This is a genomic window from Mycolicibacterium canariasense, assembly GCF_002101555.1.
Classification (GTDB): domain Bacteria; phylum Actinomycetota; class Actinomycetes; order Mycobacteriales; family Mycobacteriaceae; genus Mycobacterium; species Mycobacterium canariasense.
Map to the genome: position 1 here is coordinate 27461 of NZ_LQOL01000003.1, position 14677 is coordinate 42137.

Annotated in this window: 14 protein-coding genes; 7 read left to right on the forward strand and 7 right to left on the reverse strand. The window is 65.3% G+C overall.

Going from position 1 to position 14677, the window contains the following annotated elements; all coding sequences use genetic code 11:
- Nucleotides 1-73: 73 nt before the first annotated feature.
- The 3 genes from AWB94_RS00430 to AWB94_RS00440 form a co-directional block, all read right to left on the reverse strand.
- Nucleotides 74-1042, reverse strand: coding sequence for an amidohydrolase family protein (locus AWB94_RS00430; protein WP_064961236.1), 969 nt, complete (start codon nt 1040-1042; stop codon nt 74-76).
- Between the two features lie 107 nt (nt 1043-1149).
- On the reverse strand, nt 1150-2568 hold the full coding sequence (locus AWB94_RS00435) for an amidohydrolase family protein (protein ID WP_165605275.1): 1419 nt from the start codon (nt 2566-2568) through the stop codon (nt 1150-1152).
- A gap of 620 nt (nt 2569-3188) precedes the next feature.
- A complete protein-coding gene (locus tag AWB94_RS00440) occupies nt 3189-3767 on the reverse strand; it encodes a type II toxin-antitoxin system RelB family anti-toxin (RefSeq protein WP_062655202.1) in 579 nt (192 codons plus the stop codon).
- A gap of 108 nt (nt 3768-3875) precedes the next feature.
- Here AWB94_RS00440 and AWB94_RS00445 point away from each other — a divergent pair, with 108 nt between their 5' ends.
- The 7 genes from AWB94_RS00445 (at nt 3876) to AWB94_RS00475 (ending at nt 11004) form a co-directional block, all read left to right on the forward strand.
- A complete protein-coding gene (locus tag AWB94_RS00445) occupies nt 3876-5267 on the forward strand; it encodes a purine-cytosine permease family protein (protein ID WP_084395022.1) in 1392 nt (463 codons plus the stop codon).
- Nucleotides 5264-6229: an isopenicillin N synthase family dioxygenase gene (locus AWB94_RS00450; RefSeq protein ID WP_062655205.1), complete on the forward strand. Its 966-nt coding sequence runs from the start codon at nt 5264-5266 to the stop codon at nt 6227-6229. Before AWB94_RS00445 ends, AWB94_RS00450 begins: the two co-directional genes overlap by 4 nt.
- 32 nt (nt 6230-6261) lie before the next feature.
- Nucleotides 6262-7254: an adenosine deaminase gene (add, locus tag AWB94_RS00455; RefSeq protein WP_234811551.1), complete on the forward strand. Its 993-nt coding sequence runs from the start codon at nt 6262-6264 to the stop codon at nt 7252-7254.
- On the forward strand, nt 7251-8294 hold the full coding sequence (locus AWB94_RS00460; protein WP_062655207.1) for an isopenicillin N synthase family dioxygenase: 1044 nt from the start codon (nt 7251-7253) through the stop codon (nt 8292-8294). Before add ends, AWB94_RS00460 begins: the two co-directional genes overlap by 4 nt.
- Before the next feature lie 202 nt (nt 8295-8496).
- Nucleotides 8497-9078: a hypothetical protein gene (locus AWB94_RS00465; protein WP_131805210.1), complete on the forward strand. Its 582-nt coding sequence runs from the start codon at nt 8497-8499 to the stop codon at nt 9076-9078.
- A 95-nt stretch (nt 9079-9173) separates the two neighbouring features.
- Entirely contained in the window at nt 9174-10409 is a 1236-nt protein-coding gene (locus tag AWB94_RS00470) for an IS256 family transposase (protein WP_062655209.1), read from the forward strand.
- A gap of 64 nt (nt 10410-10473) precedes the next feature.
- Nucleotides 10474-11004, forward strand: a complete 531-nt coding sequence (locus AWB94_RS00475) for a trypsin-like serine peptidase (protein ID WP_062655210.1) — start codon at nt 10474-10476, stop codon at nt 11002-11004.
- Nucleotides 11005-11093: 89 nt separating this feature from the next.
- Here the strand turns inward: AWB94_RS00475 and AWB94_RS00480 are convergent, their stop codons facing one another.
- The 4 genes from AWB94_RS00480 to AWB94_RS00505 all read right to left on the reverse strand — a co-directional run bounded on the left by AWB94_RS00480 (nt 11094) and on the right by AWB94_RS00505 (nt 14674).
- Entirely contained in the window at nt 11094-11477 is a 384-nt protein-coding gene (locus AWB94_RS00480; protein ID WP_062655211.1) for a DUF4267 domain-containing protein, read from the reverse strand.
- A 20-nt stretch (nt 11478-11497) separates the two neighbouring features.
- Nucleotides 11498-11815 carry an NIPSNAP family protein gene (locus tag AWB94_RS00485; protein WP_062655212.1) on the reverse strand — a complete coding sequence of 106 codons (318 nt, stop codon included), beginning with the start codon at nt 11813-11815 and terminating at the stop codon, nt 11498-11500.
- A 48-nt stretch (nt 11816-11863) separates the two neighbouring features.
- The gene (locus AWB94_RS00490) at nt 11864-12340 is read right to left on the reverse strand and encodes a DUF1772 domain-containing protein (RefSeq protein ID WP_062655213.1); all 477 of its coding nucleotides are present in this window, start codon (nt 12338-12340) and stop codon (nt 11864-11866) included.
- A 513-nt stretch (nt 12341-12853) separates the two neighbouring features.
- Nucleotides 12854-14674, reverse strand: coding sequence for an FAD-dependent monooxygenase (locus AWB94_RS00505; RefSeq protein WP_062655216.1), 1821 nt, complete (start codon nt 14672-14674; stop codon nt 12854-12856).
- Between the last annotated feature and the right edge of the window lie 3 nt (nt 14675-14677).

Here is a 14677-nt window from a genome sequence, read left to right on the forward strand (position 1 = left end):
CTCAGTGGTTTTCAGGGCATGCGGAAGCCCACCGATCCAGCCGAGCAGTGTCACCTGGTCACCGGATATCCGATCATCGGGGGAGCGCAGAGCCACTGAGCCTGGGAAACAGCGATGCGCCCGCCGCGCCCGGGTTGAGCGCCAGCTCAGCAGAGCGCAGCATCGGCGCCTGCGCGAGTGCCTGTGCCAGGGCGACGACCGCGGGGGCCGGCGTGAACGGGAAGTCGCTACCGTAGAGCAAGCGATCCGGTCCGACGACCGTGGTCAACGCGTCGAAGGCTACGGGCAGCGGTAGCCCGGCCAGATCGTAGTAGAGCGTAGCGAGCGCACCGGGGACGTCCGCGCTCGAACCGGTCACCGCGGCCACGGCCGCGACCCGGTGCGCAACGACCGGCAGCACCGCCCCCGCGTGCGGCACGATCCAGCGGATCGAGGGATAACGGGTCAGTGCCTGTGAGAGAACGAGATCGATGACGCAGCGGGTGGTGTCGAACAGAAACTCCAACATAGGCCGCGGCCGGCCGAGAGCAGTCGTCTGCCAACCCGGTGGAGATGTCGGGTGCAACAGCACGACGGCGGCATCCGCATCCAGTGCGGCCAGCACCGGGGCGAACTCTCGGTCGCTCAGGTAGCGGCCGTGGTAGTTGGTCTGCAACGTCACCGCATCGGCACCCAGACCATCCCGGGCACGGCGCAGTTCCATGAGTGCTCCGTCAACGTCGGGCAACGGAAGCGTGGCCGCGAGACCGAAGATCGCCGGCCGAGCGGTGACCAGTTGAGCACCAACATCATTGACATGGGCGGCCAGTGCGCGCGCTGCCGCATTGGCACCAATCGAATCATCGCCGAAATGAACCCCGGGCGAGGACACCGACAACACCGCAGCGGCAATACCGCTGCGGCCCATCACATCAAGTGCCGCCTCCACGCTCCAGTCGGGCATCCCGGGCATCCCGTCCGGGTGAGCGTGGCCGGCGGCCACGCATTCGTCGCGGTACCTGGCAGTTACATAGTGGGCGTGCACGTCCAGCCATCCCGCCATACCGATTCCTCCCGTGCTGGGTTGTCTGCAAACTCACGTCCTGACGGCATCGGGGTGGTGACGCCGTTCAGGTCGGGACAACGGCAATCATGGCAGGCCGCGCGAGCTCAACCCACGAGCTGATCGATCAGCGATCGAATCTCGTCCCGCGCGATGAAGTGACCGGCCCGGATCACCGCCGCGATCTGCGAGAGGTTGTCGGCGGATGCCAGCGGGTCAGCGTCAAGCAACAGGAAGTTCGCCTTGAACCCGACGTCGACCGCACCCAGGTCGTGCGTTCGGTTCAGGTAAGCCGCAGGTACTGTCGTCGCTGAACGAAGCACGTCGAGCGGCCGCAGCCCAGCGGCCGCGAGCTCCCGGAATTCTGAGGCCAAGTCCTGCCCTGGCGATGCGCTCGGACCGTCCGTGCCCGCCATGATGGGCACCCCGGCGGTGTGCATCATCCCGACCAATCGCACCGACATGTCGTAGCAGTCGTGATACGTCGCCCGAGTATCAGCGGGCAGATCGAGAAACCGGTCGCGTGTGGCGTGAAAGTCACGGCGGTCCTCGTCGGACAGTAGCGAAAGCCATGGATGGTCGGCATATGCCGGGTCATCTGCTCGATACTGGGTACGCAGTCGGACGAGTGTGGGTGTATGCCAGGTCTTGTGGCGCGCGAACGCGTCGACGAGGTGCTGCGCGGCATCTTCGTCGAATGAATCCAGTGCTCGGCGCAGCAGCGCGACCGTCTCAGCCGAATCCAACAGCGCCGGGTTGAGGAGCATCTTCTTCACGCGTTGCTGCACAAAGTCGGTCGAGAAGAGATGGTCGGCGAATGGCAGGCCGCTGAGCCACCCCGGGATCCGCCCGGATTCGGCGTGATCAGCTTCGGTGCGCAATGCAGCACCATCCGAGGACGTCTGAAACCACACGTTGCCCCCGGTGCCGAGATGCTCGATACAGTCCATCCCTGCCGCGGCCGCCTCCGCCGCTGTCACTGACGGAGGAAGATGTCCGGCGATCCGCATTCCGTTGCTGTGCGCAGCGTCGACAGCGGCGAAGAACACCTCACGATCGGCGTCGATGATCTTGATGAAATCAGCACCTTGTCGCCGTTGCTCCGCGATCAAACGTTCGACGTCTGCAATGCTTTTCGCATTGAACGGCATCAGCAGCGCTCCCGGCATGGCGAGCAGGCCCGGCGCGTAGCCGGTCGGCTCCAGACGCGACTGGCGACGAGCGTCGAGCAGTTTGTCGCTTCCGGCCATTTGTCGCATTCCCGTCGTGCCCTCGGCAAGCATGGTGGCAAGGAACAGTTCGGGGCGTTCATTCTGAAGTACGTGCGTGTGCATGTTGGCGTATCCCGGTACGACGAACCGGCCTTCGCCATCTATCGCCCACTCGCCACCGACGGGATCTTCAGCGCCGAGGGCGGAAACAGCGATGACCACCCCATTGCGTACGCGGATGGACACATCGACCCGCCGACTGCCATCCCGCGGGTCGACCACAGTGACGTGATCGATCCGCAGGGGTGCCGCCATCGGCACCGGCTGGGGGAGTCGCGGTGGCTGCTTCCCGATCGAATGTCCCACAACGGCCGCGCCACCGAGTGCCGTCAGTCCGGCAACGCCGACGCCGGCACCCCGTAAGATCGAGCGTCTCGTCATCGCGGAGCGCGATCGCGGAGGCTCTGCGACAGCGTGTTCCGCACCCGGCGTCCGTTCGTCCATAGGCGCACCTCACGCACAGATCTGATAGCTGAAGACAATTCGGCCCGCGCACCAAGCGACCACTCGATCTCCTGACCTAGGCTGTCCACGATTCGTGCGGCCCCGCTTCCATTCCGAGAAGGTCCCCGAGACCCGGACGCCGCAGTATCAATCGGACCCACGCTCGCGAATCCCCACGAGGGTTAGTGCGAAAACGCCGCATGGCGACAGGAGCTGTAGCGCAATGGATTACATGCCGGCCGCAGTCGCCACACCTCCGCCTACTCAGCAACCGCAGTGCCCGGGTACGACGGGCAACAAGTACGCTACCAAATCCTATGTCGGGCGTCCAACCTTATGTTGAGCGCCACCGGGGCTCGGATGTGCCCGCGTCGGTAGGTGGGTCTTCGGCGGGGAGAAGCGCTCGGCGCAGCCGGCTGCCGCCGGCCCGACTATTCGGTGATCACCAGGAGCGCGTGGGCGGGTTGGTTGTCGACGAGCAGCCACCGGTGCCGCAGCGGCGACGGATGGGTGATCAGGTCGCCGGCTCCGATGCGGTAGGTGCCCGCGCCCTCGACGTCGATGTCCAGTTGTCCCGACACCATGTAGAGGGCCAGGACGCCGGGCGTTTGGAACCATTCCCCGATGTACTGATCGGGCTCGATCTTGTACTCGATGATCTGCAGTTTCTCGTCGCGGCTGAGCACCAGTACCCGCCCGAGCGCAGCGTCGGGACGGTCGGCGACCGGCAGCAGCCGGCCCTCGTCACTGCGGATCACGGCTACCTTGGATTCGGTACTGGTCGGCAACAGTTCCCCCGGGGTGACGTCGAGAGTTTCGGCCAGCCGGTAGACGGTGATCATCGACGGCATGCTCTGGCCGCGTTCTATTTGGCTCAGGAACGGCTGGCTGATACCTGCGCGTGCCGCGACTTCGCGCATTGATAGCTGACGCTTCTCACGAATCGCGCGGATGGCTGCGCCGGCGCGCAGGGCGAGTGCCCGTTCATCCAGGCCGACCTCGGCTGTCATTTACACCTTCGCAACACTCGGTTGATAGATCAGACATATCGGATGGCGACTCTGATTGCTGTCAATTATCAGCACTTCGCGCTCACCACACGACGACGGGACCATCCAGTGACCACGATAGAGCAGGATCCGCCCGACGAGCGGATAAGCCGCAGCGATCAACAGCGGCTCGGTGTCGAGCGGCGTGGCATCGAGTACATCCCCGACGATGAACGGCACGGTAGGCCGTGGCAGCTCGGCGCCATGTGGTCGGGGCTCGTGATGAACGTCCTGACCGTGGTCTACGGCACCCTGCTGGTGGCCATGGGCCTGAACTGGTGGCAGGCACTGCTCGCGATCGTGCTCGGCAACCTCACCTGGCTGATTGCCGGAGTGGTGTCCATTGCGGGACCTACCGCGGGCACCACCACCTTCGGCGTCTCGCAGATGATCTTCGGCCGTATCGGCGTTCGGCCGGTGGCCTTCTTCAACTGGATCATGATGTTGGGCTACGAGGTGCTCGATCTGGTGGTCATGGTGCTGGCCACGGGTGCGCTGCTGGACATGGCCGGGGTGAAGGTCTCCATCGCCGGTCATGTGCTCATCGTCGTCATCCTGTCGGTCCTGCAAGCGGTACTGCCGCTGCTCGGGCACGCGGCGATCACGAAAGTACTTCGCCTGCTGGCTATTCCGTTCGCAGCGATCTTCCTCGTCATGGCCTGTCTGGTTGCCGACGACCTCCATGTCGACGATGGTGCCCCAGCTTCGTGGGCGTTGTTCCTCGGCGGCGTCGCGCTGGCCGCGAGCGGCTCCGGGCTCGGCTGGTCGTCATCGGCCGCCGACTACTCGCGCTACCTTCCTGCCGGCACCAGCCGGTATCGCATCATCGCCGCGGTGACGGCCGGCGGCGGCATTCCACAGGCCCTGCTCATGGCGCTGGGCGCGGCCATCGCCATCGCCCTCCCCGATGCGGGAGATCCGATCGCCGGCCTGTCGACGGTCTTCCCCGGCTGGCTGGTAGTGATCTACCTGGTGCTGGTGATCGTCCAGATGCTCTCACTCAACGGCGTCGACCTGTACTCCTCGGGTGTCACGCTGCAGGCCCTGGGCGTACGGATCTCCCGGTGGCAGGCCGTACTGGTGGACGGGGTGTTGTGCGGGTTCGTCGGCGCCGCAGTGGTGTTGTCCGGCAGCTTCTATCAGTTCGTCAGCACCTTCCTGCTGTTCATGATCATCTGGTTCGCCCCGTGGGCCGGAGTGTTCCTGGTGGACCTCGCACGCCGGCGGGGTCGTTATCCGCACGCTTCCGCAGCGGTGTACCAGAGCTTTTCGCGCGCCGGCGTGGGTGCACAGGTACTCGGCATGATCGCGGCGGCGCTGTGCATCAACACCACCGTCTTCGTCGGCCCGGTCGCCGCGGCGTTCGGCGGCGCCGACCTGAGCATCGCCGCCGGCCTGCTGGCCGGCGCACTCACTTACCCGATCCTGTTACGTCTCACCTCCAGAGGAGAAGCCGCATGACCGCATCCATACCACTGGTCGATCTCTCGTTGTGGCGCAACGGCTCTCACGCCGAACGGGCAGCACTGGCGGCGACGGTGGACCGGGCACTGATCGACAGCGGCTTCCTGATGGTCAGTGGGCACGGGGTCGCTTCCGAGCTGCGAGCCGGTATCCGCGACGCCGTTCGGGAGTTCTTCGCCCTCGATCCTGCCGTCAAGGAACGCTATGCCACCGCCGTCGGCGGGCGCGGTTGGATACCGCCGGGCAAGGAGGCCAACGGCTACCTGCTCGATGTCGAGCTGCCACCCGATCTGAAGGAGAGCTTCGTATCGGGCCACGACTACTGCAGCGGTGACGCCGATGTCGACACCGAATGGTTCCCGCCCAATGTCTGGCCCACGGAGGTGGCGGGACTACAAGGCTTGTGTGTCTCCTACGCAGCGGCCATGCGTGAGCTGGCGGCTGAACTGCTGACACTTCTGGCTGTCGCGGCGGGGCTGCCGGACAGCTGGTTCGTCGACCGCTGCATACGTTCGCCGCACTCGTTCAACATCAACCGGTATCCCGCCTTGAACCGTATCGGTCCCGTCGAGGAGGGGCAGTTTCGCATTGCGCCGCACACCGACTTCGGCACCATCACCATCCTGGATCGAGAAGCCGGTTACGGCGGCCTGCAGGTGCGCACCCGGGAGGGGCGCTGGATCGACGCCCCTGTGATCCCGGACGCCTACACCATCAACATCGGTGATCTGATGGCCCGCTGGACCGGTGACCGGTGGACCTCGACCATGCATCGGGTACTGCCGCCCAGCACCGACGCCCCTGATGAGGAACTGATCTCGTTGATCTTCTTCTTCGAGGCCAACCTCGATCAGGTCATCGAATCGTTCCCGCCGCCACTGGGGCGGGCCAACGATTACCAACCGGTGACGACATCGGACTACCTGCGGTCGAAGTACGCCGCCATCGCGGTGCCATGATCTCTCGTGATGTCGCACAACGTATTCCGAAAGTGAGCCTGCACTGTCACCTGCTCGGGTCGGTACCGGCGGCCACCGCTGTCGAACTCACCGCCCGCAACGGTGTACGGATCCCCGGGAATCCCGGCGCCGACAGCGTGTACGACAGCGCGGCGTACGAGGACCTCGGCGAGTTCCTGTCCGTCTACGATCTGATCGGTGCGGCGCTGCACGATCGGGACGACTACCGTCGCATCACCTACGAGTCACTCACCACGTTCGGTGCAGACCACAACGTGTGGTACCGCGAGATCTTCGTGTCACCCCAACCCAGCCCCCTGCCGTATCCCACCGCGTTGGCGGGCATCCTGGACGGCATCCGCGATGCCCGCACCGATACGGGAATCGAGAGCCGGATCATCATCGCGATCAATCGGCAACACACCGTTGCCGAGGCGTTGTCGCTGGTCGAGCAGGTGATCGAACATCGTGTGGACGAAGTGCTCGGCATCGGTCTGGATTACGAAGAGGTACTGGGCCCGCCCGCTCCCTTCGCGCCGGTGTATGCACTGGCCCAGAAGGCGGGGCTGAGTCGGACCGCCCATTCGGAGAGCGGGCCACCCGCGCAGATCGAAGTTTTGCTCGACGAACTGCACTGCACCAGAATCGATCACGGCTACCACGTGGTGACCGACGAGCGGGTGACCCAGCGGTGCGTCGAGGAACAGGTGCCCTTCACCTGCACCCCGGTGAGTTCCGACATCGGCCGTTACAGCGGATCGGGTGACGGCAGCCACCGCCGGATACGGCAGATGGTCGACGCCGGGCTGCGGGTGTGCATCGACTCCGACGACCCGCCGATGTTCGGCACCGATCCCTCCAATGACTACTACGCGGTGGGCAACGCCCTGGGATACGACGTGGCGCAAATGGTCACGTTCACCGCCAATGCGATCGACGCGTGCTGGCTGGATTCCAGTGACAAGGACGCTCTGCGCGCACGGCTGGCATCCTGGACTGACCATGGAATGGAGATGAACCGATGAGCTCGTTCGAAGTACCCGCGATCGACATCACGCCGTGGGTTGTCGGCGGCGACGATACCGCGAAACAGGCGGTGGCCGACGCTGTCGACGACGCCTGCCGTCGGGTCGGTTTCATGCAGATCCTCGGCCACGGTATTTCCGCACAGACGCTCGACGGGCTGGCCACAGCCATGGACCAGTTCTTCGGGTTGACCGTCGAGACCAAGAACCGTTACCGGGTGCCCGCCAACCGCGGGTACAGCCCGCCGAAAAGCGAATCGCTGAGCTTGTCGCTCGGCGTCGAGTCCGCCAGCCGGATGAACGATTTCTTCGAGGCGTTCAACATCGGTGTCGAGGCGCGGTCCTTCACGGGTCTCGATCTCGACGAGGCGGACTACGGCATCAACGTCTGGCCCGCCGAGGCGCCGTCCTTCCAGCCTGCCGTCCTCGACTACTTCGCCGAAGCGGGTCGGGTCGCCCGAACTCTGACGGGAATCTTCTGCGTTGCACTGGGTCTGGAGCCCGGGTATTTCGAGCGCATCACCGACCACTCCGTCGACGTGCTCCGGATGAACAACTACGCTCTGCCCGAGGGCACCGTCTCCCTCGACGGCGATCTGACCGGTATGGGAGAGCACACCGACTTCGGGATCGTCACCGTCCTGTGGGCCGATCAGGTGGCCGGCCTGCAGGTGCTGGGCACGGATCAACAGTGGCACGACGTGGCGCCCGCCGACGGCGCGCTGCTGGTGAACCTGGGCGATCTCACGGCACGCATCACCAACGACCAGTGGATGTCGACGCTGCACCGGGTGAAACCGCCGATCGTCGACGGCACCATCAAGCGGCGGCGGTCGGCCGCGTTCTTCCATGACGGCAACGTCGATGCGGTGATTTGCACTGCCCCCGGATATCTGGACGCCGATGCCGGGATGGCGTACGAACCGATCACCGTCGGCGCGCACATCGCCGCCAAACTGGCCGGTTCACGGCAGGGGAAGGCCAACGTGGCCGCGGTCCGCGAGGCTGCACGGGTGCTGGCCGCGGCCCAATCGGGTTAGGCCCAGCGTGGCCACCGGAGATTTTCAGCCGAGAGCTGTCCAAAGAAGTCGAGTAGTCGACTACTCAAGCTGACCCGGCGCCACCGACCCTAGTCTCAACATGCCGAAAGCACAGACACTTTCGATTGATAGCGGACGCACAGGGTGACAGTCGCGTTCGCAGGCGCAGGCGCTCGTCTGCGTGCATCGCGAGGGAGGACCCATGACGACACCGACGACCGTTCCAGCACCCGGGCTGACGCTGGAAGAGATGCGTGCAGCCGCCCCAATTCCCGCCACAACGGCGATGCCATCCGATATCGCCGAGCTGATCAAGCCAGACAGCGGCATCTACATTCGGTCGAATTACACCCCGAACACCGCATTCCAGGTCGGTAAACCACCCGGGGCGACCGCTGATTGGCGTGTGCTCGAGTCGGATGGGCAGATCAGGTCCACGATTCCAGGACTCGAGCAGACCGAACTCAGATTCGACCCCGACGTGGAGTCGCGGGAGCGCGATGTACACATCGAGGGGCACCGTCCGCCGTGGGTCGAGCAGCGATACCTGCCGGAGCTGGCTCCGTATCCGCTTGCCGCTCAGCAGACCGGCCTCGCCGAGGACCGGATGTTCCTGGAAGCGTTCGCGGCAGAGGCGGAGCGCTTCCCGTACCCATGGCGCACGATCGGCAAGGTGTACACCCCGACAGCGGGCGGCACCGGATACCTCGTTGGGCCCAACCTCGTCCTGACGGCCGGACACGTCAGGTTGCGTCCAGCAGAGTGGTGTACGAGTCGGACCTGATCAGCGGTACCGGCGTGTCGTAGCCGAGTGATTGAAGGTCATCGCGTGATTCTTCGAGGGACCGTCCAAAGTCACTCGAGCAAAGGAACCACGCGATGACCGCTGCCCAGAATATCGACCTACCCTCCGTGCTGGCCGAACGACTCACCACCACCCACCCCGACGTCCTGCGCGAGTTGCTCGCCACGTTCATCCACACCCTGATGGGCGCCGAGGCCGACGCCCTGTGCGGCGCCGGTTACGGTGAGCGTTCGGCGCAGCGCACCAACTCCCGCAACGGCTACCGACACCGCGAATTCGACACCCGCGCAGGCACATTGGATCTCGCGATCCCGAAGCTGCGGCACGGATCCTACTTCCCGGACTGGCTGCTGGAACGCCGCAAACGCGCCGAGCGGGCCCTGACCACCGTGGTCGCGACCTGCTACCTGCTCGGGGTCTCGACACGGCGGATGGACAAGCTCGTTGAAACGTTGGGCATCACCAGCCTGTCGAAGTCGCAGGTGTCGGTGATGGCCAAGGAACTCGACACCGCCGTCGAGGCTTTCCGGACCCGGCCGCTGAATGCCGGACCGTACACATTCGTGGCCGCCGACGCCCTGGTGCTCAAGGTCCGCGAGGGTGGCCGGGTGGTCAACGTGCACGCCCTGATCGCGGTCGGGGTGAACGCCGACGGGTACCGGGAGATTCTCGGTATCGACGTCACCACCGCCGAGGACGGGGCCGGCTGGCTGACGTTCTGGCGGTCGCTGACCGCCCGAGGCCTGTCCGGGGTCAAGCTCGTCACCAGTGACGCCCACGCCGGGTTGGTGGCCGCGATCGGGGCCACCCTGCCCGGCGCAACGTGGCAGCGCTGCAGAACGCATTACACGACCAATCTGATGGCGCTGACCCCGAAGGCGTCGTGGCCGTGGGTGCGCACCCTGCTGCATTCGGTGTTCGATCAACCCGACACGGAATCCGTTGCCGCCCAATATGACCGGATCATCGACGCACTCGTTGACAAACTTCCGAAGGTCGCCGATCACCTGGAAGCCGCCCGACCCGACCTGCTGGCGTTCACCGCGTTCCCCAAACAGATCTGGCGCCAGATCTGGTCCAACAACCCCCAGGAACGGCTCAACAAGGAGATCCGGCGACGCACCGACGTCGTAGGCATCTTCCCCGACCGCGACGCCCTGATCCGCCTCGTCGGCGCCGTGCTCGCCGAACAACATGACGAATGGGCCGAGTCCCGGCGTTACCTGGGCCTGGACGTACTGAGCAAATCACGCACCGTCAATGACACCCCGACCGAACAGGAGGCCACCCCCGCAGCCCTGACCGCCTGAACCACCACATCGAAGAATCACACGACGACGTCGTACACCACGCCCCTGGACTTGACCACACGTCATGCCGTGGGACCAAGCGAACTGGTGGGTACAGTTCATCCCCGCGTATCGAGCCGGCGATCCGAATCCGACACCGTTCGGCTCGTCGTACGTGTCCGAGTTTCGCGGTTATCGGCCGCAGGGCACCTCACCCTTCGGCTACGACTACGCGCTGTGCAGGCTATATCAACCGCTCGGCAACGCGCTCGGATGGATGGGTACGCGCAGCGCGGGGGACAGCGACATTGAGAGTCGTAGCTACACATCGTCGGGCTACCCTGATTCCTTCGGGGGCCGCCCTGCGGTCAATTTCGCCCTCGGTATCCGCGATATCGACAACGACTCTCCCGGCAGGGAGTACGAAACAGTGCATCACGTCTCGCCAGGGTGGTCTGGTGGACCGCTTTGGTACTTCGCCGGCACCGACCCCTACGCCATCGGTGTCACGAGCGGGTACGAGAAGGACGGATTGGATCCGACGCGAGACGTCTACGCAGGTTCCTCTGCAATGACCGACCTCGTCAGGTTCGGATTGGACAACTGGCGACCATGAGGTCGATATGCGGATGTGTCCCTCGATTCGGGCTCACCGGCCGCAGCAGTCGGCGACGAAAGATGTTGGCGTGCAATCGGTACAGCGGCTCACGATACGAGCAGTAGTGCGGTGGTGACGAGCATGACCACCGCGGTGCCCCCGTGCACTCCGTAGGCGACGGACTTGGCGCCACCGTTGCGCAGCACGATGACGGCATCGGCGATCGGAATGAGGGTGGCGGCCAACATAACCCAGCCGGCCAGATGCGTTGCGCGGGCGAGCAGCAGGATGATGACGAACAGTCCGGTGGTGATATCGCGGATGCCCTTGACGCCGAGGTAGGCCCGGACCCCGGGTTGGTCGAGATCGGGCAGCACGCCGTAACCGGCGGCGGCCGTACGCGGCGCCAGGAGGAAGCGTGCGCCGATGGCGATGATGGCGGCGGCCAGGACGCCGGCCAGGCCGTATCCGGCGGTGGTGGCGATGGTCATGTCGGTGCTCCTGGTTGGGGTCAGTGGATGGGGGAGAAGGTGGTGGGGGCAAGCAGTGTGGTTTGGACGTCGACGATGTCGGCGCCATCGAAACCGGCCATGTCGGTGGCGAACTCGGTGCTGGCCATCACGCGGCGGGCGGTCTCGTCGGGGTCCGCGTCCGGTGGGAAGGAGACCAAGGCGATGAGCCGATTCCTCCCGCCGTCGCATTCGGTCCATACTCCGTGGGTGGTGACGCCGAACGCGCCGAAGGTGGCCAGGTGCCGCGCCCAGTGCACGTCGGCGTACTGCCGCAACGCTTCCGGTGATCGCAAGGTATAGATCCTGAGCTGGAACATGCTGATGCGCTCCTTTTGTCGATGGTTGGTGGCGTCGGACAGAGACGGTCAGGTCAGCAGGACCACGCACGCGGCGGTCACCGCCAGGCCCTGGAGGACGGCGCGGGCGTTGATGATCGAGTCCCACCTGGCCTGCAGCGCGCGGCCGTTCGGCAGTGGTTGGCCGGTGTCGGCGGCGGTGGTGAGCCGACGGTTGATGGGTGCGCTGATCCGGGTGTAGAGCAGCAGCCAGATCGACAGCGCCGCCAGGGCGATACCCGCCGCGACTGTCTGGGCCCAGTGCGCTGCCGCCGCCGCGCCGACCGTGCACACCGCGGCGGCAACCACGCCGAGCACGCCGGGTATGACCATGCGCCGATCCCCGTAACGGTGCACGTGGCCCATCACCGTCACCAATGCCGCGTCGTCGATCCGCGCCAGCGCCGGCCGCATGACCATCGCGCAGAACACGTCGGTGCCGTACACCACGCCCGCGCCCAGCACGGTGACCAGTGCTGCGGCGCGAACAAGCAGTTCCACATCCATTTCTGTCCCCTGCCCGAGAAGTGGTAGCAATGCTAACCCTCACCCAAGACGTCGTCAATAGCACTGCTATTCCTGCTAGCGTCGATAACAACAATGAGCACCGCCGCCGAGCTCGTAATCCCGATAGCCGTTCGGTGTCCCGCGACGCTCGATGAGGTCGCCAGTCGGCCCAGGTCGCAGTACTGTGTCACAGTCCACTGCGTGCCGATGGACATCAGCGATCACGGTGCCGATTCGCTTCTGGTCGAACAAGCTCGCCGCGGACGCCATCGAAATCGAGATCCTGGTCAACAGCGCCGGGTGCTACGTGCGAGGGCCCGTCACCGATAGCGACCCAGCCCAGCCGAGGGCGGTCGTGGATCTCAATGCTGCGGCGTTGACCGAACTGACGAGAGCCCTGCTATCGACGGCGGGGTGCACGCGCTGAGCGGCCACGTGTTTCGGCCTCTCCCCGGCCGGATCTCGGCGACCCGCGCCGGCGCACTCGCCGAAAGGATGCAGTTCTAGCCCCTATCACCCCTCGGTGCCGAGCCTGCCCTCGCTGAGAAGGAGGCCGCCGTCGGCGGCCGCGCGCGGATATACGCCAGCCCAGGAGCGTTCGATAAAGCGGTGCAGGCTGTCGAGCGCGTGCGGGCCGGTATCGGTACGCCACACCACGTGGCCGTCGGGCCGCACCACGACGGCACCATGGTCGCCGACCTCGAACAGATCGATGGCAGGGTGGTTCGCGTCGCCGGCCCCGCCCAGCGCGACCACGGTGAGGGGCACGGATGTGGTTGAGCCCGAAATGATGTCGATCCAGCCTTGCGGATCGGCCGTGAACACCGTGAGTCCTTTTCGTGCGATCGCACCATGGGTCGACAGCTGCGCGCCGTCGGGCCCGCTGATGATCACGTGGGGTAGGCGTGCGCCCGGATGCGTCGTCGGGTGATACAGCGCGACATCGCCCTCCGGGCACCGTCCCTCGGCGGTGTCGATCAACGGGCTGGCGTAGGCATAGCCGAATTCCAGGCCGCTGGCCACGAAGTGTTCCTCTTGTCCCGGAATGGCAGCGGCCATGCGCTGCCGTAATTTGCTGCTGCGGTCGGTCTTTCGGAGCAAGCGTTTGGTCCGTGAGGTCTGGGCGGTGGTCAGGGCGTCCGCGATGCGGGCGATCGCGGGAGCGGGCACCCTGCCCAGCGGAAGCCTGCCGATGAGTTCGGTGGCTTTGTGCAGCGAGCGATTGGTGATGCCCAATGACGCGGTGACTTCGTCGAGTTTGAAGTGGTTGTTGGTGCTCTGCTCGGCGAACCGGGTGACGACGGGCCGCCGTTCGGTCTCGTAGGTGTCCAGCAGCGAGTCGGACGCCCCGTCCTGCAGGATCGCGGCGAGCTTCCAGGCGAGGTTGTGGGCGTCCTGCACACCGCTGTTGAGCCCGAATCCACCGGTGTGGGGGAATCGGTGGGCGGCGTCTCCGATGAGCAGAAGCGGTCCGCTACGGAACCGGTCGGCGATCTGCTTGGTCATCGTCCACGTTCCGGTTGAGCGGATCTGGTATTCGGTGGATCCGATCACGTTGGGCAGTATGGCGTTCCAGTAAGTCCGGCTGTCGCTCGCGATCGATTGAGCAGCGTGCAGGTACGGAGTCATCAACACGTAGTCGTCATCGGCGTGGGCGATCATCACCCCGCTGAACCGTGGGTGGTAGATCCAGCTGAGCAGGGGCCGGCTGGCGCCGTCCGGATACAGTTCGGGCGCGTGGAAGAAGACGCTACCCATGTTGGCCAGCACCGGACCGGTCATGGCGATACCGGCGGCATCGCGCAGCGTGCTGTTCGCCCCGTCTGCGGCGACGACGAATCGCGGTGCGATGACGGCCGAATCGCTGCCCTGCGACCGCAAGGTCAGCCGCTCGCCATTGAGATCAGCGCGCCAGCCGCGGCGAAAGTCGACGAGGGGTTCGCTCTCCAGGGCCTTCCACAGCTCCGGCATCAACAGGTGCTGACCGATGTGAGAGATGAGAAACGAGCTGTGCGTGCGCACTTCGGCGAGTCGGTCAGGTTGGGAGAGCAGATCGATCTCACCGATCGGGTCGGATCGCACATCGGTGCACCAGCGGATGATGTTCACGGTGTCGATCGGCGGGGTGATCGCCTCCAGGGCGCGTCCCAGTTCGGGGGAGGCCTGGTTCCAGATCTCCAGAGTGCGGGCGTTGATGACGTGGGCGGCTGGATGCAGTCGGGTTTCCCGGCGCTCGTCGACGACGGTGCTCTCGATGCCGTATCGGGCCAGCAGTAAGGCGAGGGTGGAGCCCGCGGCCCCGGCGCCGACGATGACGATCGCTTCAGTGGCCATGTC